This window comes from Geodermatophilus sp. SYSU D01045, from assembly GCF_054050295.1.
Map to the genome: position 1 here is coordinate 87,355 of NZ_JBJGZB010000011.1, position 23,729 is coordinate 111,083.

Genomic DNA, 23,729 nt, shown 5'->3' on the forward strand with positions numbered 1-23,729 from the left:
CTCAGCCGCGGACCTCGTACGCCCGGGCCATCAGCTCCTCGCGGGTCCGGCGGGCGACCTCGCAGCCGTCGGCGAAGGTGAGCTCCCACGGCGTCCCGGCGCCGGGCACGACCGGCCGGCGCGGCGGGTCCACGACCGCGGCCCGCAGCGCCGGGTCGGTCAGCCGCGCGACGCCGTCCAGCGCGACCCGGCGCACCGGGTCGCCGTCGCCGGCCCGCGCCTCCCGCAGCAGCCGGCGGCCCGCGGCGGTCGGGCCGAGCAGCCGGCCGAGCAGCCCCTCGTGGCGCAGCCGCCGGACGACGGCGGCCACCCGGTCGTCGCCCGCGGCGCGCCAGCGCACGGTCTCGACCGAGCGGCGGCCCCGCGCCCCGACGGCGTCGAGGACCGCGGCCTCGACCGGGTGCCGGCGCCGGGGGTGGACCACCTGCAGCTCGCCCGGGGCGACGGCGCGGACCCGGCCGGTGACCACCAGGGCGACCAGTGCGGTGTCCACCACCCGCTGCGTCCCGCCGGCGAGGCAGGCGACGTCGTACACGTCCGGCTGCGGCGTCATGGCGGCTCCTCCCGACGCGGGGTCCCGTGCACAGGGTGGGCCTCCGCGGCCGTGCAGGGAAGCCCGCGGGCCGCTGGACCGCGGTCCCCGTAGGGTCGGCGCGTGGCCGCCCCCCGTCCGCCCCGGTTCGACGCCGCGGCCGAGGAGGTCGCCCGCACCGCCGCGGCGGCCGCCGGCTGGCCGGAGCTCGCCGCGGCCGCCACGCCCTGCGTCGCCTGTCCCGAGCTGGCCACGGCCCGGCAGCACGTCGTCGTCGGGGACCCGCCGGTGCGCGGCCGGGCCCGGTTCGCGCTGGTCGGGGAGGCGCCCGGCGCGAACGAGGACGAGACCGGCCGGCCCTTCGTCGGGAAGTCGGGGCAGCTGCTGGACCAGCTGCTCGCCGAGGCCGGGCTGGACCGCGCCGAGGCCGCGGTGCTCAACATCGTGAAGTGCCGGCCGCCGGGCAACCGGACGCCGAAGACCCCCGAGGTGGCCCGCTGCAGCGGCTGGCTGCGCCGCCAGCTCGAGCTCCTCGACCCGCCCGTCGTCGTGGCGCTCGGGCTGTCGTCGGCCAAGTGGTTCCTCGGGCCGAGGACCGTGCTCGCCGAGGCCCGCGGCCGCCCGCACGACGTCGGCGGCCGCGCGGTCTGGGCGACCTACCACCCGTCGGCGGCGATCCGCTTCGGCCCGCGCGGAGCGCCGCGGGCCGGGCTGCTCGAGGACCTCACCTCGGTGGCGCGGAGCCTGGTCCCGTGAGGCGCGAGCACGAGCTGCCCACGCCGGAGGACACCCGGGCGCTGGGCGCGGAGCTCGCCGCCGTGGTGCGGCCGGGCGACCTCGTCGTCCTCACCGGGCCGCTGGGGGCGGGCAAGACCGCGCTCACCCAGGGCCTCGGCGCCGCGCTCGGGGTGACCGAGCCGGTCACCTCGCCCACGTTCGTCATCGCCCGCGTGCACCGCGGCGGGCGGCTGCCGCTGGTGCACGTGGACGCCTACCGGCTCGGCAGCGTGGCCGACGTCGACGACCTCGACCTCGACGCCTCCACCGAGGAGTCGGTGACCGTGGTCGAGTGGGGCGCCGGACTGGTCGAGCGGCTGGCCGACGAGCACCTCGAGGTCCGGCTGGACCGCCGCGACGACGACGTCCGCACCGCCGTGCTCGTCCCGTACGGCGCCGGCTGGGAGCAGCGGCTGGACGGGTGACGCCACAGGCCGAGGTGCCGGCGCTGACCGGCCCGGTGCTCGCGGCCCTGGCCGACGGCGACCTCTCTCCCGCGCCGACCCGTCGGCCGCCGCGTGGGTCACCGGCGTCGTCCGGGACCCCGACCGGCGGCTGGCCGTCGGCCGCGCCGGCTTCCACGGCCCGCCCGACGCCCGCGGCACGGTCGAGATCGGCTACGCCGTGCTGGCGGGGCACCGGCGCCGCGGCCACGCGCGGGCGGCCCTGGCCGTGCTGCTGGACCGGGCCCGGCGCGCGCCGGGCGTCGCGGTGGCCCGGGTGTGCATCGCGCCGGGCAACGCGGCGTCGCGGGCGGTCGCGCTGCCGTTCGGCTTCGCCGAGGTGGGGGAGCAGGTCGACGAGGTCGACGGCCCCGAGCTCGTGTACGAGCTGTCGGTCTAACCTGGCGAGTCGTGCTCGTCCTCGCCCTCGACACCGCGACCCCCACCCTCGTCGCCGGGGTCGCCCGCCGCACGGCCGGCGACGTCGAGGTGCTCGCCGAGCGGGCGGTGCCCTCGGGCAACCGGCACGCCGAGCTGCTCGTCCCCGCCGTCCGCGAGGCGCTGGGCGCGGCCGGGCTGGCCCTCGCCGACGTCGACGCCGTCGTCGCGGGCCTCGGCCCCGGGCCGTTCACCGGCCTGCGGGTGGGCGTGGTCACCGCCGCGGCGCTCGCCGACGCGCGCGGCGTCCCCGCGGTCGGGGTCTGCTCCCTGGACGCGGTCGGCTCCGGGCGCCGCACCGTGGTCACCGACGCCCGCCGCAAGGAGGTCTACTGGGCCGCCTACGACGACGCCGGCGCGCGGGTGGACGGGCCCGGCGTCGTCCGGCCGGAGGAGGCCGGCCTGACCGGGCCGCTGGTCGGCGACCCGCGCTTCGCCGACCGGCTGGGCGCGCCGGTCGAGCCCGCCGAGGTGACCACCGCCGGGCTGCTGCGCGCGGCGGCGTCCCTGCTCGAGGACCCGTCGTCCGCGGGGCCGCTGGTGCCGCTCTACCTGCGCCGGCCCGACGCCGTCCCGCCGACGTCGTTCAAGCCGGTGACGACCTCGTGAGCGAGCTCGCGAGCTCCCGCGGGGACAGAGCACGGTCCGGCACCGGACCGACGAGCGCCGGCGAGGAGGGGAGGTGACGGTGCGGCTGCGGCCGATGCGACTGGCCGACCTCGACGCGGTCCTCGCGCTGGAGGAGGAGCTCTTCGCGCCCGACACCTGGACCCGCGCGATGTACCGCGACGAGCTCGCCCGCACCGACACCCGCCACTACCTGGTCGCCGACGACGAGGGGGCCGTGGTCGGCTACGCCGGGCTCATCGCCTACGAGGACGAGGCGCACGTGGCGACCATCGGCGTCGCGCGGGACCGGCAGGGCGAGGGGATCGGGGCGCGGCTGCTCGACGCGCTGCTCACCGAGGCCGACCGGCGCAGCCCGGTGGTGCTGCTCGAGGTGCGGGCGGACAACGACCTGGCGCAGGGCCTCTACCGGCGGCGCGGGTTCACCGAGATCGGCCGGCGGCGCGGCTACTACCAGCCGAGCAACACCGACGCGGTCGTGATGAGGAGGGAGAGGCTCCGTGGCTGACGAGCCGCTGGTCATCGGGTTCGAGACCTCCTGCGACGAGACCGGCGTCGGCGTCGTCCGCGGGCACACCCTGCTCGCCGACGCGCTGGCCACCTCGATGGCCGAGCACGAGCGCTTCGGCGGGGTGGTGCCCGAGATCGCCTCGCGGGCGCACCTGGAGGCGATGGTCCCGACCGTCCACCGCGCGCTGGCCGACGCCGGGGTGTCCGCGGCCGACGTCGACGCCGTCGCCGTCACCGCCGGTCCCGGGCTCACCGGTGCGCTGCTGGTCGGGCTGGCCGCCGCCAAGGCGTACGCGCTCGCGCTGGACAAGCCGCTGTACGGGGTCAACCACCTGGCCGCGCACGTCGCCGTCGACGAGCTGCAGCACGGTCGCCTGGCCGAGCCGTCCCTGGCGCTGCTGGTCTCCGGCGGGCACAGCTCGCTGCTGCTGGTGCCCGACCTCGCCCAGGAGGTGCAGTCGCTGGGCCGCACGATCGACGACGCCGCCGGCGAGGCCTTCGACAAGGTCGCCCGCGTGCTGGGCCTGCCCTTCCCCGGCGGCCCGCCGATCGACCGGGCCGCGCGCGAGGGCGACCCGGCGGCGATCGACTTCCCGCGCGGGCTCACCGGCCCCCGCGACGCGCCCTACGACTTCAGCTTCTCCGGGCTCAAGACCGCCGTCGCGCGCTGGGTCGAGGCGCGGCGGACGGCGGGGGAGCCGGTGCCGGTGGCCGACGTCGCGGCGTCGTTCCAGGAGGCGGTCGCCGACGTGCTGACCGCCAAGGCGGTGCGGGCCTGCCGCGAGCACGGCGTCGACCACCTGGTGCTGGGCGGGGGAGTGGCGGCCAACTCGCGGCTGCGCGCGCTGGCCGAGGAGCGCTGCGCCGCGGCCGGGATCGTGCTGCGGGTGCCCAGCCCGCGGCTGTGCACCGACAACGGCGCCATGGTCGCCGCGCTCGGCTCGCGGCTGGTCGCCGCCGGCGTCGAGCCGTCGGCGCCGGAGCTGGGCGCCGACAGCTCGCTGCCGATCGACGTCGTCAGCCGCTGACGGCGGCAGGAACGGCCGTTCCTGCCGCCTAACCGACGGCGCGGGCCGCGTCCCGCAGCCGGGCGCGGTCGACGCCGAGGTCGGCCAGCGCACGGACGACGGTGCCGCGCTCGAGGTCGCACGCCGCGGCGACGACGTGCGCGCCGCGCAGCGGGGAGCGCGCCGCCTTCGCCGCCGCGACCGCCGCCCGGAAGACCTGCTGCGCCTGCGGGGTCGAGCGCATCGGGCCGGTGGCGGGCCCGCGCAGCGCCGGCTCCCCGGCGGCGGCGCCGACCCCGACCGACGCGAGCGCCGCGGCGTGCGCGGCCTCGACGGCCGCGCGCAGGCGGCCGGCGTCGGTCCCGACCCGGGCGAGCGCGGCGGCGGCCGTGCCGTCGGGGAGCGCGGTGGCCGCCAGCAGGAGGTGCTCCGGCCCGGGGACCGCCTCCCCGCTGCCGCGTGCCTCCGCCTCGGCGCCGGTGAGCAGCGCCTTCACCGTCCGCAGGTCCCGCACCGCGGTGACGATCCCCATCAGCTCTCTCCTCCTGGTCGGTGCCCGCGCCGCGCGCGGACCTCGGGGGCGAACCTCTTGTGGGCGGCCTGCGCGCTGATGCCGAGCGCCTCGCCGACCTGGGCCCACGTCCAGCCCCGGCCGACCGCCTCGACCACCGCCTCGACCTCCAGCCGGCTCGCCAGCCGGCGCAGGGCGACGACGGCGGCCAGGGCCGCCTCGGGGTCCTCGGGCCCCGGCACGGACACCGGTTCGACCGCCACACCATCAACCTAGGTTGATGGCAGAGGTGTCGTCAACCTCGGTTGATGACGTCGCACACCAGGACCGTCGGGGCACCCGCCACCCGGGTGACGACGACGGTCGCGCTGCCGGTCCCCGGGCCGCGCAGCTGCCGGGCGAGCGTCTCCGGCTCGATCGCCGACCCGCGCTTCTTCACCACCACCCGGCCGACGCCGCGCGCCCGCAGCAGCGCACGGAGCCTCTTGAGGTGGAACGGCAGCACCTCGTCGACCCGGTGGGAGTGCACCCAGGGGGAGCCGGCCGGGGCGTCGGAGGTCAGGTAGGCGATCGTCGGGTCGACCAGCGTGGCGCCGAGGTCCGCGGCCGCCAGGGACACCAGCCCGGAGCGGATCACGGCGGGGTCGGGCTCGTGCAGCCACCCGCGGACCGGACCGGCGTCGGCGGGGCCGGGGTCGGCGTCCGCGGTCAGCTCGTGCACGGCGCCGTCGCGGACGACGGTCGCCCGCCGCCACACCTCTGACACCGCACGGCCCCACAGCAGCGCCTCGACGATCGACCCGCGCACCGAGACCCACTCGGCCTCGACGCCGTCGGGCACCCGGTCGTGGTCGAGGCCGGGCGCCACCTTGACCACCGAGCGCGGCACCCGGTCGAGCAGCGCGGCCACCGTCGGCCAGGGCGGCGACCAGCGCTCGGGGTCCAGCTGCCGCCGCCCGCCGGCCCGCCGGGCGGGGTCGAGGACGGCGGCCCCGCAGCCGGCCACCTCCCCGCCGCGCGCGGCGTCCACCAGCTCGACGACGTCACCGGCGACCACCCACACGTCGTCGTCCACCCCGAGCGCGGCGGCGTTGGCGGCGGTCAGCTCCCGGGCCACCGGGTCGCGGTCGACGGCGAGCACCCGCGCGCCCGCCCGGGCCAGCGCGATCGTGTCGGTCCCGGCGGCGCAGCCGAGGTCGGCGGCGGAGTCGGTGCCGTCGGCCAGCAGCCGGGCGGCGCGGCGGGCGGCGAGCTCGGGGCGGCCGGCCTGCTCCAGGGTGTCGGCGGTGAGGAACAGCCGGTCGGCGTCGGCGCCGAACACCGGGCGGGCCCGCGCGCGCAGCCGGGCCAGCTCCCAGGCGGGGCCGGCCAGCTCCGGGCCGACCTCGGCCCGGAGCCGGGCCACGCCGGTGAGCACGTCGGCGCCCTCGGCCAGCAGCGACACCGCCCGCGCGGTGGCCGCGGCCCCCTCCGGCGTGCGCAGGAGGGCGACCGGTCCGGCGTCGTCGGGCACGGCGACCAGCCTCCCGCAGGGCGGCGTCGCCCGACCCGGCGACCCGGTTGAGGGGCTGGCACTCTCATGGGTAGAGTGCCAATCGACACGGGCAGGCGCCTGACCCCCGCGACGGCAGGCCCGGCCCCCGTGCCACAGCATGAGAGACCACCCGCCGTCCGATCCCGAAGGGGGCGTCACCTCGTGACGACCGCTACCAAGGTCAACATCAAGCCGCTCGAGGACCGCGTCGTCGTCCAGGCCAACGAGGCCGAGACCACCACCGCCTCCGGCCTGGTCATCCCGGACACCGCCAAGGAGAAGCCGCAGGAGGGCACGGTCATCGCCGTGGGCCCCGGCCGCATCGACGACAACGGCAACCGCGTGCCGCTCGACGTGAACGTCGGCGACGTCGTCATCTACTCGAAGTACGGCGGCACCGAGGTCAAGTACGCCGGCGAGGAGTACCTGGTGCTCTCCGCCCGCGACCTGCTCGCCGTCGTGGAGAAGTAGAAGGACCCCCTGCCCCCCACGGCTCGCCCGCTCGCCGCGGGCCCCTGCAGGGGGCCGCACGACAGCTCGACGCGACCGCCCCGGCGACCCGACTGACCGGGTCCCGGGGCGGTCGCCGTCTCACCCCGTAGCGATCTGATCGGAAGGGCCCCATGGCCAAGATCATCAAGTTCAACGAGGACGCCCGCCGCGCGCTCGAGCGCGGCGTGGACAAGCTCGCCGACGCCGTCAAGGTGACCCTCGGCCCGCGCGGGCGCAACGTCGTCCTCGACAAGAAGTTCGGCGCGCCGACCATCACCAACGACGGCGTCACCATCGCCCGCGAGGTCGAGCTCGAGGACCCGTACGAGAACCTCGGCGCCCAGCTGGCCAAGAACGTCGCCACCAAGACCAACGACGTCGCCGGTGACGGCACCACCACCGCGACCGTGCTGGCGCAGGCCCTGGTCAAGGAGGGCATGCGCAACGTCGCCGCCGGTGCCAACCCGATGGGGCTCGGCCGCGGCATGCGCGCCGCCGTCGACGCCGTGTGGGCCGCCCTCGACGAGGTCGCCACCCCGGTCGAGGAGCAGGACGCCATCGCCGGCGTCGCCACCATCTCGGCGCAGGACGCCGAGGTCGGCCGCCTGATCGGCGAGGCGATGGAGAAGGTCGGCAAGGACGGCGTCATCACCGTCGAGGAGAGCAACACCCTCTCCACCGACCTCGACGTCACCGAGGGCGTGCAGTTCGACAAGGGCTACCTCTCGCCCTACTTCGTCACCGACCAGGAGGCGATGGAGGCCGTCCTCGACGACGCCCTCGTGCTGCTGGTGCAGGGCAAGGTCGGCGCGCTGGCCGACCTGCTGCCGCTGCTGGAGAAGGTGCTCGGCAACGGCGCCCGCCCGCTGCTGATCGTCGCCGAGGACGTCGAGGGCGAGGCGCTGTCCACCCTCGTCGTCAACTCGATCCGCAGGACGATCCGCGTCGTCGCGGTGAAGTCGCCCTACTTCGGCGACCGCCGCAAGGCGTTCATGACCGACCTCGCCGTCGTCACCGGCGGTCAGGTGGTCAGCGAGGACGTCGGCCTCAAGCTCGACCAGGTCGGCCTCGAGGTGCTCGGCACCGCCCGCCGCGTGACCGTCACCAAGGACACGACGACGATCGTCGACGGCGGCGGCACGGCCGGCGCGATCTCCGACCGGGTCGCCCAGGTCCGCCGCGAGATCGAGGCCACCGACTCCGACTGGGACCGCGAGAAGCTGCAGGAGCGGCTGGCCAAGCTGGCCGGCGGCATCGGCGTCATCCGGGTCGGCGCGGCCACCGAGGTCGAGCTCAAGGAGCGCAAGCACCGCATCGAGGACGCCATCGCCGCCACCAAGGCCGCGGTCGAGGAGGGCGTCGTCCCCGGTGGCGGCTCGGCACTCGTCCACGCCACCGCCGCGATCGACGCGCTGGACCTCTCCGGTGACGAGCTGACCGGCGCCCGCGCCGTGAAGCGCGCCCTGGAGGCCCCGCTGGCCCGCATCGCCGACAACGCCGGCTTCGAGGGCCGCGTCGTCGTCAGCAGGGTCCGCGACCTCGGCGTGGGCCAGGGCTTCAACGCCGCCACCGGCGAGTACGGCGACCTGGCCGCCCAGGGCGTCATCGACCCGGTCAAGGTCACCAAGGCCGCGCTGGGCAACGCCGCGTCGATCGCCGCGATGGTGCTCACCACCGACTCCGCCGTCGTCGAGGCGCCGGAGGAGGAGGACGAGCACGCGGGGGCCGGGCACCACACCCACGGCCACTCGCACGGTCACGGCCACAGCCACTGAGTGATGCGGGCCCCGGGACGACGTCCCGGGGCCCGCACGGCACGAGAGGGCCGGTCCGGCGTCTGCCGGGCCGGCCCTCCCGCCGTCCGCCCCCTGGACGTCGGACGCGCCGACCGGGCACGGTCACGCCGACGACCGACCGGCGGAGGAGGAACGGATGCTCCCGGACGCCCTGCACGACTCCTCGTCAGAGGAGCTCGTCGACCTCGGGTTCTTCGGCCGGCTGGAGGGCGCCTGGCGGCTGCACTGGCGGGGCCTCGAGCCGGACGGCACCTGGTCGACGGCGGTCGGGGAGCTGCACGTCGGGCGCGTGCTCGGCGGCCGCGCGGTGCAGGACGTGTGGATCGTCCCCGGCCGGGGGCAGCCGGGCGCCGGCGTCCCACCGCGGGCGTTCCACGGGACGACGGTCCGCTTCCCCGACCCGCACGCGCCGGGCACGTGGCGCTCGACCTGGATGGAACCCGTCAACGGCCGGGTGCGGCGCTTCGTGGGCCGGCCCACCGGGGACGGCGGGATGGTCCTGCTCGCCGACGAGGAGGACCCGTGGCTGCGCTGGCGGTTCACCGACGTCCGCCCCGACTCCTTCACCTGGTCGGCCGAGACCTCGCACGACCGGGGGAGCACCTGGGTGCACGACGAGCTGATGGCCGCCGAGCGCACGGCCTGAGCGCAGACGACGAGAGGGCCGGTCCAGCGTGACGCTGGACCGGCCCTCTCGTTCGCGAGTGCCGGGTGCGGCCCCCTCTGGGGTCCCGCCGCGAGCCTGCGAGTGGTGGGGAGGAGCGGCCTTCCTCAGACCCCGGCGGCGACGGCGGCGGGCTCCGCGGCGATGAGCCGGGCCCGCTCCTCCTCGCTCATGCCGCCCCAGACGCCGTAGGGCTCACGGACGCTCAGGGCGTGCTTCAGGCAGGCCTCGACGACGGGGCACTTCGCGCACACGGCCTTGGCCGCGGCCTGGCGACGGGCCCGGGCGGGACCGCGTTCGCCGTCGGGGTGGAAGAACAGCGCGGTGCTCTCACCACGGCAGGCGCCGTGCAGCTGCCAGTCCCACACCTCGGCAACGGGCGTCGGGAGACGGCGGATGTCGGCCATGACGGTCCTCCTCGGCTCGGTGCGAGCCGGAGGGGGCGGTCCGGTCGCACGGGAGCCGGTGCCCGAGGGGTCCCGCGGTCAAACACACGGCGATCGGACATTTTCCCGGTCCGCGTCTCCCCCCGCAGGGTGATCACGGGTGTTGTGCCCCGTCACCGCCGGTCATGGTCGTTCCAGGCCGTAGCCGTTCCGGGTCGTGGGGACCCGGGGACCCTCCACGGCCGGGGGAGACGAGGAGCACAGCGTGATCGACGACAGGATGCGCGGCCCGGGCCACGGGGCCACGACCGTCTGGGTGTACGACGAGCGCCGTCGTGTCCGCGACGACGTCGCCGCCCGCCTGGTGGCCCTGCCGTTCGTGGGCCGCGTCGAGGTCGTCGGCGACGCCGCCGCCCTCGTGCAGCGCCTGGCCACCCGCCAGCCCGACGTGCTGCTGGTCGGCACGCAGCGCGCGGTGGACACCGGCCTGACCGTCGCCACCCAGGTCATCCGGACCCACCCCACCGTCCCGGTGCTCGTGCTCGGCGCACCCGACGACGCCGAGACGGTCCGCGCCGCGGTCGCCGTCGGGGCCCGCGGGTACCTCCGCTGGGACGCCAGCGCCCTGGAGATGGGCCTCGGCCTGTCCCGCGTGGGCCTGCGCGCCGACGGCCGCCCGCCGCAGCCGGCGCCCGCCCCGGTGCCGCTGAACTCGGTCGGCGCCCCGGTGCCGGCCTGGGCGACGCCGCTCAACGGCGCCGGCCCGCGCGTGGTGAGCACCCCGGTCCGCGAGGCCGCGCCGGCGGTCACGCTGTCGATGCGCGAGATGCAGGTGCTCACCGGGATGAGCCAGGGCAAGAGCAACGCCCAGATCGGCCGGGAGCTCTACCTCTCCGAGGACACCATCAAGACCCACGCCCGCCGGCTGTTCCGCAAGCTCGGCGCCAAGGACCGCGCCGAGGCCGTGGCCACCGGCTTCCGCCGCGGCATGATGAGCTGACCGGGACGGTCCCCCCGGCCGCGGCGGAGCCCCTCCGGCCGTGGTCGACCTCCAGATCGTCGGCGGGGCCGCTCACCACCCGGTGGTGAGCGGCCCCGCCGCCGTCTCCGGACGGAGTACCGACCGGGGCGCGGGCCGGCACGGTCGAGTGCGACGGTCAGCGCCCCGACCGAGGCGCAGGGTGACGGCGTGCAGGTGGTGGGGAGAGGCCCCGGCTCCCCGGGCGCAGCAACGGTCGGGCAACGGTTGACGGTCGCCGGACCGGGCGGGACTCTCCGCGGCATCTCGGCCCTGGGGGACACGGGGGGCTGAACGGGCAGGGAGGCTCCGTCATGGCCGGTCGCCGTCATGACACGTGCAGGAAGTGCGCCGCCGTCCTCCTCCTGGCGCTGGTGCCGTCGGCCGCCGGCGGTCCCGCCGGGGCCGCGGAGGACCCGGTCCACTCCGCCGACGGCGACCTGGTCAGCGGCGTCGAGGGGTCGAAGGCGGCGCTGGTCCGGATCGAGGTCTCCGCGCTGGCCGAGATCGCCCACGTCGACCACACGACCGGCGAGGTCGCGGTGGCGCGGGGGAGGTACACCGTGCCGATCCGGACGGCGACCGGGGTCCTCGTCTCCTCCGAGGGTGTCATCGCGACGGCCGCACCCGTCCTCACCGTCACCGACGACCAGGTCGTCGTCCACGCGGCGAACACGCTGTTCCAGGAGCAGATCGGGACCGCCCTGGTGGGCAACGACGGTGATCCCTCGCGCCCGGCGCAGGCGGTCGACCCCTACTGGGCTCCGCACCTCCAGCACTGCTACGAGCAGCAGGAGCACTGCATCCTGTTCTTCGAACCCCACTTCCAGGTCGTCCCCTACACCCAGGACGGCGTCGGCACGCCGGCGAACCCGGTCTCGACCTCGGGCGGGCCGGCCGACGTCGGGCTGCTGCGGATCAGCGGCGGTGGCGGGACCCCCACGGCGGAGGTCGCGGACCCCGGCCAGGAGGTCGCCGAGCACGGTCTGCTCCTGGGCTTCACCGAACCCCCCGCGCCCGGCGTGCCGGCCGCGGAGGTGGGCGTCCACACCGACGCCGCGACGGGGGCGCTGTCGGTCGAGGGCGACCTGAGCACGACGGAGGCCGCGTTGACCGGGGGGCCGGTGGTCGACCCGGCCACCGGTGCGGTCGTCGGGCTGGCCACCACCGTGGACGGGACGGCGACCCTGGTCCCGGCGCAGGCGCTGCACGACGCGTTCGCGGCGGCCGGCGTGGAGCCCAGCGGCTCGGAGTTCGACGCGGTGTTCCGCCGGGGCGTCGACCACCTCGTCAGCGGACACGGGCAGGGGCCGGCCGCGAGCGCGTTCCAGGAGGCGCTCAGCTACTACGACTCCGCGCTCGCCGCCCGGTACCTCGAGGAGGCGCGGGCGGCCGGCGGGACCGGTGCGGACACCGCCTCCGCGGCGGACGACGACGGGAGCCCGTTCGGCAGCGCGGTCACCTGGGTGGCGCTGGGCGTGCTCGTCCTGCTCGCGCTGCTCGCGGCGGCGCTGTTCCTCCGGCGCCGGCGGGCGCGCGGTGACCGTCCGGGCGCCGCCGTCCCGCCGTCCCCACCCCCGCCCTCCCCGCGCGCGCCGTCCCCACCTCCGCCGGCGCCGACGACCGCCGCCCCGCGGCCGGAACAGGTGCCCGTCCCGGCGTCCACCGGAAGGCCCGCGGCCTGGGGGCAGCTCCCGGCGACCGCCCCCGCCGAGGCACCGGCCGGGGACGACGAGCCGGCCGAGCGGGACGGGGTCCGCGTGCGGGAGGCGCCGGCCGGGGTGGGGGACCCGCAGCCGCCGTCGCGGCGGTCCGTGGCCTTCTGCTCGGACTGTGGCGGGACGGTGCGGGAGAACGCCCGCTTCTGCGCCTGGTGCGGGTCGCCGGTCACCTGAGATGCGCTCCCACCAGCCGTTCCTGGAGCCGGGGACGACGTTCGCCGACTACGAGGTGCTGTCGGTCGTGGGCCGCGGTGGCATGGGCGTCGTCTACCGGGCCCGGGACCTCCGTCTGGAACGGACGGTGGCCCTGAAGCTGCTGGCGCCCGAGTTCACCGCGCACCAGAACTTCCGGACCCGGTTCCTGCGCGAGTCGCGGCTGGCGGCCGCGGTGGACCACCCGAACATCATCCCGATCTACGAGGCGGGGGACGCCGGCGGTCAGCTGTTCATCGCCATGCGCTACGTCCCCGGCGTCGACCTGCGCGCCGAGCTCGACCGGAGGACCCGGCTGCCGCTGCCCGAGGCCCTGCCGGTGCTGCAGCAGCTGGCCGACGCGCTGGACGCCGCGCACGCCGCCGGGCTGGTCCACCGCGACGTCAAGCCGGGCAACGTCCTGCTCGCCGACCCGAACCGCAAGGGCCACCGGCACGCCTACCTCACCGACTTCGGGTTGACCCGTCGCTCGACGTCGATCTCCGGGCTGACGACGACCGGCCACTTCCTCGGCACGCTCGACTACGTCGCCCCCGAGCAGATCCGCGGCGACCCGGTCGACGGGCGCGCGGACGTCTACTCCTTCGCGTGCGTCGCCTACGCCGTGCTCGTGGGGCGGCCTCCGTTCGACGAGGAGGACGACGTCGCGCTGATGTGGGCGCACCTGTCGCGCATGCCCCCACGGGCCGGCGCGCTGCAGCCCGGGCTCACGCCCTCCGTGGACGAGGCGCTGACCGCCGGGATGGCCAAGTCGCGGGAGGAGCGGCCGGAGACCTGCGGGGCGCTGGTGGCCCTCATGGAGGACCGGTCGTCGACGAGGCCGCACCACGGCCCTCCGCCGGCGGAGCCGGGGACGACCGGAGCGCCCCGCCCGGGTCCGCCGCCGCACCGGTCGCCGCCTCCCGCGGGCCCGCCCCCGCCCGCGCGACCGCCGGTGAGTGGTGAGGACGGTCCCCGCCCCGCACCCGCCGTCCCCGGTCGCGGTCGCGGTCGCGGTCGACGGTGGCCGGTCGGCCGGCTGGTGGCGGCGGCGGTGGCCCTGGTGGCGGTCGCCGTGGCGGGCGGGCTGGTCCTGCTCCTCGGTGGTGACCAGGAGCTCACGACGTTCGCCGACCCCGACGTGCCCTACACCCTCGACGTGCCGCAGGACTGGTCCGCGCACACGCACGAGGCGGGCGACAGCACGGTCACCGTGCTGTCGCCGACGGACCTCACCGCGCTCTTCGCCGACGACCCGGCGGGTGTGCAGGCCGCTGCGGACGCGGTCGCGTCGGATCCCGAGGCCGTCGTCGGGCTGGCGATCTACCACCGGCCGCGGCTGGACGGCGGGACCCCCGGGGACCAGTTGCCGGCGGCGCAGGCGCTGCTGCCCGGCCGGGCGGCCGAGCTCCGCCCGGGGGAGAGCGTGACCGTCGGCGACCTCGGGGCGGCCGACCTGCGGGGCACGCTCGGGCTCGAGGGCGACGCCTCGCTGCAGCTGCGGGTGCTGGCCCTGGACTCCTCGCCGCGCCAGCTCCTGGTCTTCTTCGCGCCGCCGTCGGTGTTCGCCGGGCAGACGGAGACCTTCGACCGGGTGGCCGCCTCCCTGGACTCCGGCGGCTGAGGCGGGGCCGGTCGATGACCCGCGGATCCCGGACCCGCGCCGAGTCCACCCTGCGGGTGCGCGCGGGGGACCGCGTGTGGACCTTCGACCGGTCGCTGTCCGTGGTGGCGGGCCGGGACCCCCGGTGCGACGTCCCGCTCGACCACGAGCAGGTCTCCCGGACGCACGTGGGGCTGCGGCACGAGGACCGGGGCTGGGTGCTGCGGGACCTCGGCAGCCGCAACGGCACCTGGGTCGACGGCGCGGAGCTCGCGGCCGGACCGGACGCGGCGGGGACGGTCCTCGCCCCGGGCGCCGAGCACCGCGTCCGGCTCGGGGGCCGCGGCGGTCCGGAGCTGACGGTCCGCGTCGTGACGGCTCCCGACGGGCACGCTGCTGCGGAGCGCGGCCGGACCGTGGTCATCGGCCGCGACCCCGCGTGCGACGTCGTGCTCGCCGACGACCCGCTGGTGTCCCGCCGCCATGCCGCGATCGACGTACCGGCGGGGTCCGGGGCCGCCGTGCTCCGCGACCTGGGCAGCTCCAACGGCACGCACCTCGACGGGGTCCGCCTGCGCGGGCCCGCCGTCCTGACGGCGGGCGACGGCATCGGCGTCGGCGGGACGACGCTGACGTGGGACGGCCGCGCCGCGACCGTCCCCGGTCGTCCCGGCGCCGCCCTCAGCGCCCGGCACCTCGGTGTGACGACGCGGAGCGGCCGGCGCCTGCTGGACGACGTCTCGCTGACCGTCCGGGCCGGCCAGCTGGTCGCGGTCATCGGCCCCTCCGGTGCGGGCAAGTCGACGCTGCTCGGGGCGCTGACCGGCCTCCGGCCGGCCGGCGAGGGCCGGGTGACCTGGGACGGACGCGACCTGTCCGAGGAGTACGACCACCTGCGCCACCTGATCGGCCTGGTGCCCCAGGAGGACGTCCTGCACCGCCAGCTCACGGTCCGCCGCGCCCTCGACCTCGCCGCCCGCCTCCGGCTGCCCCCCGACACCACCGCCGCCGAGCGCGACCAGCGGGTGCGCCGGGTCCTCGAGGAGGTACGGCTGTCGGCGCAGGTCGACCAGCGGATCGACTCGCTCTCGGGTGGCCAGCGCAAGCGGACGTCCATCGCGCTCGAACTGCTCACCGCCCCCCAGCTGCTCTTCCTCGACGAGCCCACGTCGGGCCTGGACGCCGGGCTGGACCGGCAGGTGATGGACGGGCTGCGGGACCTGGCCGACGCGGGCCGCGTGGTGGTGGTGGTGACGCACAGCGTGCTGGCCCTCGACCGGTGCGACCGCGTGCTGCTGCTCGCGCCGGGTGGACGGGTGGCGTTCTTCGGCCCACCCGAGCGGCTGCTGCCCTTCTTCGGGGTGCCCGACCACCCGGCGGTGTTCGCGGCGCTGGAGGACCCCGGCTGGGTGAGCCGGTTCGCCGAGTCGTCGGTCCGCCGGGCCTACGTCGAGCCGACGTCGTCGGGCCGGGCACCGGCTCCCGCCCGGCGGGCTCCGACGCCGCCGCGGCCGGCGCCGGTGCGGCAGCTGGGCACCCTGGTCCGGCGCAACCTCGCCGTCGTCGCCGCCGACCGGCTCTTCCTGGCCCTGCTGGTCGGGATGCCGCTCGTCCTCGGGGTCATGGCCCACGCCTTCCCCGGGGACGCCGGGCTGTCGACGGCCGCGGCGGAGGGAGACCCCGCCGAGGCGCGGCAACGGATCATCGTGCTGGTCGTGGGGGCGGCGCTGATGGGCGCCGCCCTGGGGGTCCGGGAGTTCGTCGGGGAGCGGCCGATCTACCGGCGCGAGCACGCGGTGGGCCTCTCGCCGACTGCCTACCTCGCCGCCAAGGTCGTGGTCGTGGGCGGCGCGGTCGCCGTCCAGTGCGTGCTCTTCACCCTGATCGCGCTGGCCGGTCTCCCCGGCCCCGACGACCCGCGGCTGGTGCCGTGGGGCCGGTGCGAGATCGCGGTGGCGGCCGCCGCCGTGGGGGTGACGATGAGCATCGCCGCGCTGGCCGTCTCGGCGCTGGCCCGTTCCACGGAGCAGACGATGCCGGCCCTGGTCGCCCTGGTCATGGGCCAGTTGGTGTTCTGCGGTGGGCTGTTCCCGCTGGCCGGCCGGACGGGGCTGGAGCAGTTCTCGCTGGTGCTCCCCGCGCGCGCGGGCTACGCCGCGATGGCCTCGACGGCCGAGCTGCAGCCGCGGTCCGGTCCGCAGCCGGATCCGCTGTTCACCCCGACGACGGGGCGGTGGGCGCTCGACCTCGGCCTGCTCGGCGTGCAGTCGGTGGTCCTGCTCGCGCTGACGGCGTGGGCACTGGCGCGGTCGGTGTCGCGTTCAGGGGTCCGCTGAGCTCTCCCCGCCCGGCCTCCCGGGAGCTCACAGGTCGCGCTCGCGGACGACTCCGCTCTGGAGTGCGCGCTCGACCAGGCGCAGCCGCTTCTGGTTGTGCGGCAGGTCCTCGACGTCGAACTTGGCGAACAGGGCGCGGAGGTGGGTCTTCACCGCGTCCTGGCTGAGGACGAGCTCGGCCGCGATCTGCTGGTTGGGCGTGGGCACCGCGTAGGCGCCGCCGTGCTTGAACGGCCGGCAGAGCGCGACGAGGACCCCCCGCTGCGACTCCGTCAACGAGCCCAGCGTCGGCACGTCGGCGGCCACCCGCGTCGACTCGTCCCGCCGGGGCACGTACTCGCGGTAGGCGAGCAGGGTGCCGCCGACCCGCACGGCGTCGCCGGCGTGCAGCCGCCGCCGGCCGGCGATGCGGGTCCCGTTCACGTAGGTCCCGTTCCGCGACAGCCCGTCGTCGGTGATGGTCCAGGCGCCGCCGATCCACTCGAGGGTGGCGTGCAGGCGGGAGACCTCCGCGTCCCAGGTGAGGGCGAGGTCGTTCTCCGGCGACCGGCCCACCGTCACCCGCGGGGCCGCGCCGGTGAGGAGGAACTCGGCGGACTCCCCGTTCGCGTCGGTGTAGCGGAGCAACGGGCAGCTCGCCGTGCCGCCGGACACCCGCACATGGTCCTGCCCGTCCCTCCCCGCGGCAACGGTGTCGCGCACGGCCGCCGGGGGTGCCGAGGGTGGGTGGACACCCACCCCAGGGGTCCTGGAGGGGCCGTCGCGGGCGCTCGACGCTGATCTGCGTCAGGGGCACCCGCCCCACCCCGCTGAAGGGAGACCTCCGATGACCCCCACCGCCCGGCCGCTGCCCCGCTCCGCGGCCCGCACGCACCACACCGCCGTCCGGACGTCCCCGGCCCGGCGCACCCTCACCTCCGTGGTCGTCGGGACGGCGGCCGGTCTGACCCTGCTGGTCGCCGCACCGGCCACCGCCTCCGCCGCACCGGCGACGCCGGGGACGGCGCCGGCCGAGGCCGGGCCGGGGGACGCCGAGAAGTCCCTCGTCTACGTCGGCATCGACTGGACCGGGTACGTGGAGTACCCGACGGATGACGGCGGCTGGACCTGGTCGGACCCCGTCGCGGTGTACAGCGGCTGCACCGGCTGGTTCGCCAGCGACGAGGGGCACATCGTGACCGCCGGCCACTGCCTGGACCCGGCGGAGATCGAGGGTGCCGTCCTGCGCGAGTTCCTGGCGCAGAACGACGCTCTCCACCTGGAGGAGGAGGCCCAGACCTGGCGGGTCGAGGGCTACGAGGAGGGCGCCCCTCCCGACCGGACCGACGTCTGGGTGGTCCAGCCGTCGGCGGTCGAGGGCGCGGTGATCGAGGACCCGCTGACCGTCCAGGTGATCGAGCACCAGCCGTTCGAGGACGGCGACCTGGCCCTGCTCAAGGCCAACGGCCTCCAGGAGCCGACCCCGCCGCTGTCCATCGCGACCGACGCCCCGCAGATCGGTGACCCGCTCACCGCCATCGGTTACCCGGACTCGGTCGCCAGCGTCTCGGACGTCCACCGGCTCCGGGCGTCGTTCAAGACCGGCACGGTCAGCTCCGTGCAGGTGAGCGAGAGCGGTGTCTCGAACACCGAGATCAACGCCGAGGTCTCCGCCGGCATGTCCGGCGGCCCCACCATCGACGCCGACGGCCGCGTCCTCGGGGTCAACAGCTTCGGCATCCTGGGGGAGGAGCAGAGCTTCAACTTCATCACCGACGGTGCGGCGCTGCGCGGCTTCCTCGAGCGGCAGGGCGTCGAGCCGCAGACCGGCACCGGCGGCCCGGAGACCGTGCCCGCCGGGGAGGCCCGGCCGGTCGACCCGACCGCGGCCCCGGTGTCCGCCGGTCCCGGCACGCCCGGCTGGGCGTACGGCGCCGGAGGGGCGGTCCTCCTGCTCGCGCTGGTCGCCGGGGGAGCGTTCGTCACGACCCGCGGTCGGGGACGGCGGACGGCGCCGGCGCCCGCCTCCGCCGGTCCGGTGCCCCCCGCCCCCGTGGCCACCCCCGCGGCGCCGGCCCCGCCGGCCCGGTCCGCCGGGGCGGAACGGACCCGGCTGATCGAGCGGACCGCCCCCCGGCCTCCGGTCGCGACGGCCTGCCGGCACGAGCGCAACGCCACCGGCGCCCGGTTCTGCGGCGACTGCGGGAGCCCGCTCACCCGGTGACGTGCCGGCAGTGGGGGACGCCGTGGCGGCCCTCCGGGACGGGACGAGAACGCGCCGAGGGCCCTCTCCGACGATCGGAGAGGGCCCTCGGCGCGTTCTCGGCTACTCGTCGCGGGCGTGCCGGCCCGTGCGGCCGGAGCCGGGCTCCTCGCGCTCGGCCATCGCGGCCACCCCGTCGGCGTAGCCGCTGGCGTAGTCCCAGCTGACGTAGTCGTCGGGATCGGGGTCGAACGGCGGCTCGTGCCGGCCGGTCTGCCCCTCCTCGAGCAACTGGCGCAGGTTGGCCTGCATCAGCGCCCAGTCGACGTGGTGCTCCTCGTCGCAGTCCGGGCAGTCGACGACGATGCCCTTGATGCCCGTGGGCTCGAGCAGGGTGCGGAACACCTCGAGCTCGGCCAGGTCGTCGAGGACGCCGGCCCGTTCCTCCATCGACAGCGGTGGCGGGTCCGACGGCGAATCGAAGTCGGGCCCCGGGGCGTCGTCGAAGGGACTCACGGGTGCCTCCTCCCTCGTGCTGGCGGCGCGGGCGTCCCGGCCCGGACGCGCGGGCTCGCCCGTCCGGGGGACCACGGTAGCCGCCCGCGCCGACGGTTCCCACGCCTGCGCCCGGCGGCGTCCCGGGCGCCGGAGCGCCCGGCCTACGATCGTGGGCGGTTCCCGCGCGCCCGGCCGGGGGCGAAGCCGACGGAGAGGGTGGCGGCACCATGCAGCCCGACGACCACGCACCTGACGGGCACCGCCCCGAGCTGCCGGCGAAGTTCGCCCCGCTCGGCCTGACCTACGACGACGTCCTGCTCATCCCCGGCGAGTCCGACGTCGTCCCCGCCGAGGTCGACACCAGCAGCCGCCTCACCCGGGGCGTCCGGCTGGCGGTGCCGCTGGTCTCCAGCGCGATGGACACCGTCACCGAGGCCCGCATGGCGATCGCCATGGCGCGGGTCGGCGGCGTGGGCGTGCTGCACCGCAACCTCGCCGCCGAGGAGCAGGCCGGCCAGGTCGACCTGGTCAAGCGCTCCGAGGCCGGCATGGTCACCAACCCGGTCACCTGCTCGCCGGACAACACCCTCGCCGAGGTCGACGCCCTGTCGGCCCGCTACCGCATCTCCGGTGCGCCCGTCGTCGACGACGAGGGCGTGCTGGTCGGCATCGTCACCAACCGCGACATGCGCTTCGAGACCGACCAGAACCGGCTCGTGCGCGACGTCATGACGAAGATGCCGCTGGTCACCGCCCCGGTCGGCGTCGACCCCGACACCGCGCTGCGGCTGCTGTCCCAGCACAAGATCGAGAAGCTGCCGATCGTCGACGACTCCGGCCGGCTGCGCGGCCTGATCACCGTCAAGGACTTCGTCAAGCGCGACCAGTACCCGAACGCCACCAAGGACGCCGACGGCCGGCTCGTCGTCGCCGCGGCGGTGGGCGTGGGCGAGGACGCCTACGAGCGGGCCGGCCTGCTGGTCGACGCCGGGGTCGACGTGGTCGTCGTCGACACCGCGCACGGCCACCAGCGCGCCGTCCTCGACATGGTCGCCCGGGTCCGGAAGGACTTCGGCGGCGACGGCGGCGTGCAGGTGGTCGGCGGGAACGTCGCCACCCGCGCCGGCGCGCAGGCGCTGGTCGACGCCGGCGCGGACGCGGTCAAGGTCGGCGTCGGTCCGGGCTCGATCTGCACCACCCGCGTGGTCGCCGGTGTCGGCGTCCCGCAGATCACCGCCATCTACGAGGCGAGCCTCGCGTGCAAGCCGGCCGGCGTCCCGGTCATCGCCGACGGCGGCCTGCAGTACTCCGGCGACATCGCCAAGGCGCTGGTCGCCGGCGCCGACACGGTCATGATCGGCGGACTGTTCGCCGGGGTCGAGGAGGCCCCGGGCGAGCTGGTGTTCATGAACGGCAAGCAGTTCAAGACCTACCGCGGCATGGGGTCGCTCGGCGCCATGCAGAAGCGCGGCAACCAGTCCTACAGCCGCGACCGCTACTTCGCCGACGACGTCCTCTCCGACGACAAGCTCGTCCCCGAGGGCATCGAGGGCCAGGTGCCCTACCGCGGCCTGCTGGCCACCGTGGCGCACCAGCTCGTCGGCGGCCTGCGCGCGTCGATGGGCTACGCCGGCGCGGGCACCGTCGCCGACCTGCAGGACCGCGGGCAGCTGACCCGCATCACCTCGGCCGGTCTCGTGGAGAGCCACCCCCACGACATCCAGATGACCGTCGAGGCGCCGAACTACCGGGGGCGGTGACGATGCCCGCCCGCGACACCGTCGAGATCGGCCTCAACCGCTTCGCCCGCCGCGGCTACGACCTGGACGAGGTCTCGATCGTCCCGTCCCGCCGCACCCGCGACGTCGACGACGTCTCCACGGCCTGGCAGATCGACGCCTTCCGGTTCGACATCCCGCTGGTCACCAGCCCCAGCGACGCCGTCGTCAGCCCGGCGACGGCGATCGCCGTCGGCCGGAACGGCGGCCTCGGCGTGCTCAACGCCGAGGGGTTGTGGACCCGGTACGACGACCCGCTGCCGGTCTACCGGCAGCTGCGCGACGCCGCCGCCGAGGCGCCGCCGCCGGTGTCGATCCTGCAGCAGGTCTACGCCGAGCCGGTCAAGCCGGACCTGATCACCGCCCGCATCAAGGAGATGCGCGACGCCGGCGTGACGACGGCGGTGCGCGTCTCGCCGCAGCACACCGAGCAGCTCGCGCCCGCGGTGCTCGCCGCCGGGGTCGACCTGCTGGTCATCCAGGGCACGATCGTCTCCGCCGAGCACGTGACCACCCAGGGCGCGGCGCTGAACCTCAAGTCGTTCATCGCCGACCTCGACGTGCCGGTGATCGTCGGCGGTGCGGCGAACTACACGACGGCGCTGCACCTCATGCGCACCGGCGCGGCGGGGGTGATCGTCGGCGTCGGCGCCGACAGCTTCTCCACCGGCGACGCCGTGATGGGCATCCGGGTGCCGCTGGCCAGCGCGATCGCCGACGCCGCGGCCGCCCGCCGCGACTACCTCGACGAGACCGGCGGCCGGTACGTGCACGTCATCGCCAACGGCCGGATCGAGACCAGCGGCGCGATCGCGCGGGCGCTGGCCTGCGGCGCCGACGCCGTCCAGGTCGGCGAGCCGCTGCGCGCGGCGAAGGAGGCCCCCGGTGGCGGGGTCTGGTGGGACTCGGTGGCCGCCCACCCGCGGCTGCCCCGCGGCGGCACCTCGGCGCCGGTCCCGGCGGCCGGCTCGCTCGAGCAGCTGCTGCTCGGGCCGGCCGAGACCGCCGACGGTCGCACCAACCTGTTCGGCGCGCTGCGCCGCACGATGGCCAAGACCGGCTACCGCGACCTCAAGGAGTTCCAGCGCGTGGACCTGGTGATCGGCGGTCGACCCGACTGATGGACTTCCCCACCGTCCTGGTCGTCGACTTCGGCGCGCAGTACGCCCAGCTCATCGCCCGGCGCATCCGCGAGGCCGGCGTCTACTCCGAGATCGTCCCGTCCTCGGTGCCCGCGGCGGAGATCCTCGCGCGGGAGCCGGCGGCGGTGGTGCTGTCCGGCGGTCCCTCCAGCGTCTACGCGCAGGACGCGCCGCAGGTCGACCCGGCGCTGTTCGGGGGCGGCGTGCCCGCCTTCGGGATCTGCTATGGCTTCCAGGCGATGGCGCAGACGCTCGGCGGCACGGTCGCGCACACCGGCGACCGCGAGTACGGCGGCACCCCGCTGACGGTCACCACGCAGGGCCGGCTGTTCGGCGACCTGCCGGTGGAGCAGTCGGTGTGGATGAGCCACGGCGACGCCGTCAGCGTCCCGCCGCCCGGGTTCACCGTCACCGCCACGTCCACCGGCGCGCCGGTGGCGGCGTTCGAGGACGTCGACCGGCGGCTGGCCGGGGTGCAGTTCCACCCCGAGGTGCGGCACACCGCGCACGGGCAGACGGTGCTCGAGCACTTCCTGTTCGACATCGCCGGGCTCGAGCGCAGCTGGACGATGAGCAACGTCGTCGACGAGCAGGTCGCCGCCATCCGCAAGCAGATCGGTGACCGGCGGGCGCTGTGCGCGCTGTCGGGCGGCGTCGACTCCGCCGTGGCCGCCGCGCTCGTGCAGCGGGCCATCGGCGACCGGCTCACCTGCGTGTACGTCGACCACGGGCTCATGCGGCAGGGCGAGACCGAGCAGATCGAGCGCGACTTCGCCGAGGTCACCGGCGCCGACCTGCGGGTGGTCGACGCGAGCGAGCAGTTCCTCTCCGCGCTGGCCGGGGTCAGCGACCCGGAGCAGAAGCGGAAGATCATCGGCCGCGAGTTCATCCGGGTGTTCGAGCAGGCGGCCACCGACGTCGTCGCCGACGCGCAGGCGCACGGCGAGACCGTCGACTTCCTCGTGCAGGGCACGCTCTACCCCGACGTCGTGGAGTCCGGCGGCGGCACCGGCACGGCCAACATCAAGAGCCACCACAACGTCGGCGGGCTGCCCGAGGACCTGCAGTTCACCCTCGTCGAGCCGCTGCGCACGCTGTTCAAGGACGAGGTGCGCGAGGTGGGCCGGCAGCTCGGCCTGCCCGACCGGCTCGTGCAGCGCCAGCCGTTCCCCGGCCCGGGGTTGGGCATCCGCATCGTCGGCGAGGTGACCCGCGACCGGCTCGACGTCCTGCGGCGGGCCGACGCGATCGCCCGCGAGGAGCTCGGCGCGGCGAAGCTCGACTCCGAGATCTGGCAGTGCCCGGTGGTGCTGCTGGCCGACGTCCGCTCGGTCGGCGTCCAGGGCGACGGGCGCACCTACGGCCACCCGGTGGTGCTGCGGCCGGTGTCCAGCGAGGACGCCATGACCGCCGACTGGACCCGGCTGCCCTACGACGTGCTCGCCCGGATCTCCACGCGCATCACCAACGAGGTGCCCGAGGTCAACCGCGTCGTCCTCGACGTGACGAGCAAGCCGCCGGGCACCATCGAGTGGGAATGAG

Annotated in this window: 23 protein-coding genes and 1 pseudogene; 17 read left to right on the forward strand and 7 right to left on the reverse strand. The window is 76.3% G+C overall.

Going from position 1 to position 23,729, the window contains the following annotated elements:
* Window position 1: 1 nt before the first annotated feature.
* Complete coding sequence (locus ACI798_RS10975) at window positions 2-553, reverse strand: TIGR04222 domain-containing membrane protein (protein WP_456940049.1); 552 nt, start codon at window positions 551-553, stop codon at window positions 2-4.
* A gap of 102 nt (window positions 554-655) precedes the next feature.
* Here ACI798_RS10975 and ACI798_RS10980 point away from each other — a divergent pair, with 102 nt between their 5' ends.
* The 6 genes and pseudogenes from ACI798_RS10980 to tsaD all read left to right on the forward strand — a co-directional run bounded on the left by ACI798_RS10980 (window position 656) and on the right by tsaD (window position 4,355).
* Window positions 656-1,288: a uracil-DNA glycosylase gene (locus ACI798_RS10980; protein WP_457047922.1), complete on the forward strand. Its 633-nt coding sequence runs from the start codon at window positions 656-658 to the stop codon at window positions 1,286-1,288.
* Window positions 1,285-1,734: a tRNA (adenosine(37)-N6)-threonylcarbamoyltransferase complex ATPase subunit type 1 TsaE gene (gene tsaE / locus ACI798_RS10985; protein ID WP_456940047.1), complete on the forward strand. Its 450-nt coding sequence runs from the start codon at window positions 1,285-1,287 to the stop codon at window positions 1,732-1,734. Before ACI798_RS10980 ends, tsaE begins: the two co-directional genes overlap by 4 nt.
* Before the next feature lie 91 nt (window positions 1,735-1,825).
* Window positions 1,826-2,152 (forward strand): annotated as a pseudogene (locus ACI798_RS10990) (GNAT family N-acetyltransferase); the annotation flags it as partial.
* An 11-nt stretch (window positions 2,153-2,163) separates the two neighbouring features.
* Entirely contained in the window at window positions 2,164-2,799 is a 636-nt protein-coding gene (gene tsaB / locus ACI798_RS10995; protein WP_456940046.1) for a tRNA (adenosine(37)-N6)-threonylcarbamoyltransferase complex dimerization subunit type 1 TsaB, read from the forward strand.
* Between the two features lie 73 nt (window positions 2,800-2,872).
* Window positions 2,873-3,325 (forward strand): ribosomal protein S18-alanine N-acetyltransferase, encoded by a 453-nt coding sequence (rimI, locus tag ACI798_RS11000; protein ID WP_456940045.1) that lies wholly within the window; start codon window positions 2,873-2,875, stop codon window positions 3,323-3,325.
* Entirely contained in the window at window positions 3,318-4,355 is a 1,038-nt protein-coding gene (gene tsaD / locus ACI798_RS11005; RefSeq protein WP_456940044.1) for a tRNA (adenosine(37)-N6)-threonylcarbamoyltransferase complex transferase subunit TsaD, read from the forward strand. The genes rimI and tsaD overlap by 8 nt, the downstream gene beginning before the upstream one ends.
* A 28-nt stretch (window positions 4,356-4,383) precedes the next feature.
* Here the strand turns inward: tsaD and ACI798_RS11010 are convergent, their stop codons facing one another.
* From ACI798_RS11010 to ACI798_RS11020, 3 genes are read right to left on the reverse strand one after another with little or no spacing between them, the layout of a single operon-like run.
* On the reverse strand, window positions 4,384-4,866 hold the full coding sequence (locus ACI798_RS11010; RefSeq protein WP_457047923.1) for a Clp protease N-terminal domain-containing protein: 483 nt from the start codon (window positions 4,864-4,866) through the stop codon (window positions 4,384-4,386).
* Window positions 4,866-5,108, reverse strand: a complete 243-nt coding sequence (locus ACI798_RS11015) for an RNA polymerase subunit sigma-70 (protein WP_456937858.1) — start codon at window positions 5,106-5,108, stop codon at window positions 4,866-4,868. Before ACI798_RS11015 ends, ACI798_RS11010 begins: the two co-directional genes overlap by 1 nt.
* Before the next feature lie 32 nt (window positions 5,109-5,140).
* Window positions 5,141-6,358, reverse strand: coding sequence for a THUMP-like domain-containing protein (locus ACI798_RS11020; RefSeq protein WP_457047924.1), 1,218 nt, complete (start codon window positions 6,356-6,358; stop codon window positions 5,141-5,143).
* Between the two features lie 183 nt (window positions 6,359-6,541).
* Here ACI798_RS11020 and groES point away from each other — a divergent pair, with 183 nt between their 5' ends.
* The 3 genes from groES (at window position 6,542) to ACI798_RS11035 (ending at window position 9,313) form a co-directional block, all read left to right on the forward strand.
* Window positions 6,542-6,850: a co-chaperone GroES gene (gene groES, locus ACI798_RS11025; RefSeq protein ID WP_110005357.1), complete on the forward strand. Its 309-nt coding sequence runs from the start codon at window positions 6,542-6,544 to the stop codon at window positions 6,848-6,850.
* A gap of 152 nt (window positions 6,851-7,002) precedes the next feature.
* A complete protein-coding gene (gene groL / locus ACI798_RS11030; protein ID WP_457047925.1) occupies window positions 7,003-8,646 on the forward strand; it encodes a chaperonin GroEL in 1,644 nt (547 codons plus the stop codon).
* Between the two features lie 157 nt (window positions 8,647-8,803).
* Window positions 8,804-9,313 carry a hypothetical protein gene (locus tag ACI798_RS11035; RefSeq protein ID WP_456940039.1) on the forward strand — a complete coding sequence of 170 codons (510 nt, stop codon included), beginning with the start codon at window positions 8,804-8,806 and terminating at the stop codon, window positions 9,311-9,313.
* 125 nt (window positions 9,314-9,438) lie between these two features.
* Here ACI798_RS11035 and ACI798_RS11040 read toward each other — a convergent pair whose 3' ends face one another.
* Window positions 9,439-9,738, reverse strand: coding sequence for a WhiB family transcriptional regulator (locus tag ACI798_RS11040; RefSeq protein WP_387987654.1), 300 nt, complete (start codon window positions 9,736-9,738; stop codon window positions 9,439-9,441).
* A gap of 244 nt (window positions 9,739-9,982) precedes the next feature.
* Between ACI798_RS11040 and ACI798_RS11045 the strand changes: the two genes are divergently transcribed.
* The 4 genes from ACI798_RS11045 (at window position 9,983) to ACI798_RS11060 (ending at window position 16,587) form a co-directional block, all read left to right on the forward strand.
* Window positions 9,983-10,717, forward strand: a complete 735-nt coding sequence (locus ACI798_RS11045) for a response regulator transcription factor (RefSeq protein ID WP_456901378.1) — start codon at window positions 9,983-9,985, stop codon at window positions 10,715-10,717.
* Between the two features lie 332 nt (window positions 10,718-11,049).
* On the forward strand, window positions 11,050-12,630 hold the full coding sequence (locus ACI798_RS11050) for a zinc ribbon domain-containing protein (RefSeq protein WP_457047926.1): 1,581 nt from the start codon (window positions 11,050-11,052) through the stop codon (window positions 12,628-12,630).
* A 1-nt stretch (window position 12,631) separates the two neighbouring features.
* Window positions 12,632-14,272, forward strand: coding sequence for a serine/threonine-protein kinase (locus tag ACI798_RS11055; RefSeq protein ID WP_457047927.1), 1,641 nt, complete (start codon window positions 12,632-12,634; stop codon window positions 14,270-14,272).
* A gap of 14 nt (window positions 14,273-14,286) precedes the next feature.
* Window positions 14,287-16,587, forward strand: a complete 2,301-nt coding sequence (locus tag ACI798_RS11060; RefSeq protein WP_457047928.1) for an ATP-binding cassette domain-containing protein — start codon at window positions 14,287-14,289, stop codon at window positions 16,585-16,587.
* Window positions 16,588-16,614: 27 nt separating this feature from the next.
* Here ACI798_RS11060 and ACI798_RS11065 read toward each other — a convergent pair whose 3' ends face one another.
* Window positions 16,615-17,241: an FHA domain-containing protein gene (locus ACI798_RS11065; protein ID WP_457047929.1), complete on the reverse strand. Its 627-nt coding sequence runs from the start codon at window positions 17,239-17,241 to the stop codon at window positions 16,615-16,617.
* 172 nt (window positions 17,242-17,413) lie between these two features.
* Between ACI798_RS11065 and ACI798_RS11070 the strand changes: the two genes are divergently transcribed.
* Window positions 17,414-18,790 (forward strand): S1 family peptidase, encoded by a 1,377-nt coding sequence (locus ACI798_RS11070; RefSeq protein WP_457047930.1) that lies wholly within the window; start codon window positions 17,414-17,416, stop codon window positions 18,788-18,790.
* A gap of 102 nt (window positions 18,791-18,892) precedes the next feature.
* Here ACI798_RS11070 and ACI798_RS11075 read toward each other — a convergent pair whose 3' ends face one another.
* Window positions 18,893-19,285, reverse strand: a complete 393-nt coding sequence (locus ACI798_RS11075; protein ID WP_456940032.1) for a DUF5319 family protein — start codon at window positions 19,283-19,285, stop codon at window positions 18,893-18,895.
* A gap of 209 nt (window positions 19,286-19,494) precedes the next feature.
* On the opposite strand from ACI798_RS11075, the gene guaB reads away from it, so the two are divergent.
* From guaB to guaA, 3 genes are read left to right on the forward strand one after another with little or no spacing between them, the layout of a single operon-like run.
* A complete protein-coding gene (gene guaB / locus ACI798_RS11080) occupies window positions 19,495-21,027 on the forward strand; it encodes an IMP dehydrogenase (RefSeq protein WP_456940031.1) in 1,533 nt (510 codons plus the stop codon).
* Between the two features lie 2 nt (window positions 21,028-21,029).
* Complete coding sequence (locus tag ACI798_RS11085) at window positions 21,030-22,166, forward strand: GuaB3 family IMP dehydrogenase-related protein (protein ID WP_456940030.1); 1,137 nt, start codon at window positions 21,030-21,032, stop codon at window positions 22,164-22,166.
* Window positions 22,166-23,728, forward strand: a complete 1,563-nt coding sequence (gene guaA, locus ACI798_RS11090) for a glutamine-hydrolyzing GMP synthase (protein WP_456940029.1) — start codon at window positions 22,166-22,168, stop codon at window positions 23,726-23,728. Before ACI798_RS11085 ends, guaA begins: the two co-directional genes overlap by 1 nt.
* Window position 23,729: the final 1 nt, after the last annotated feature.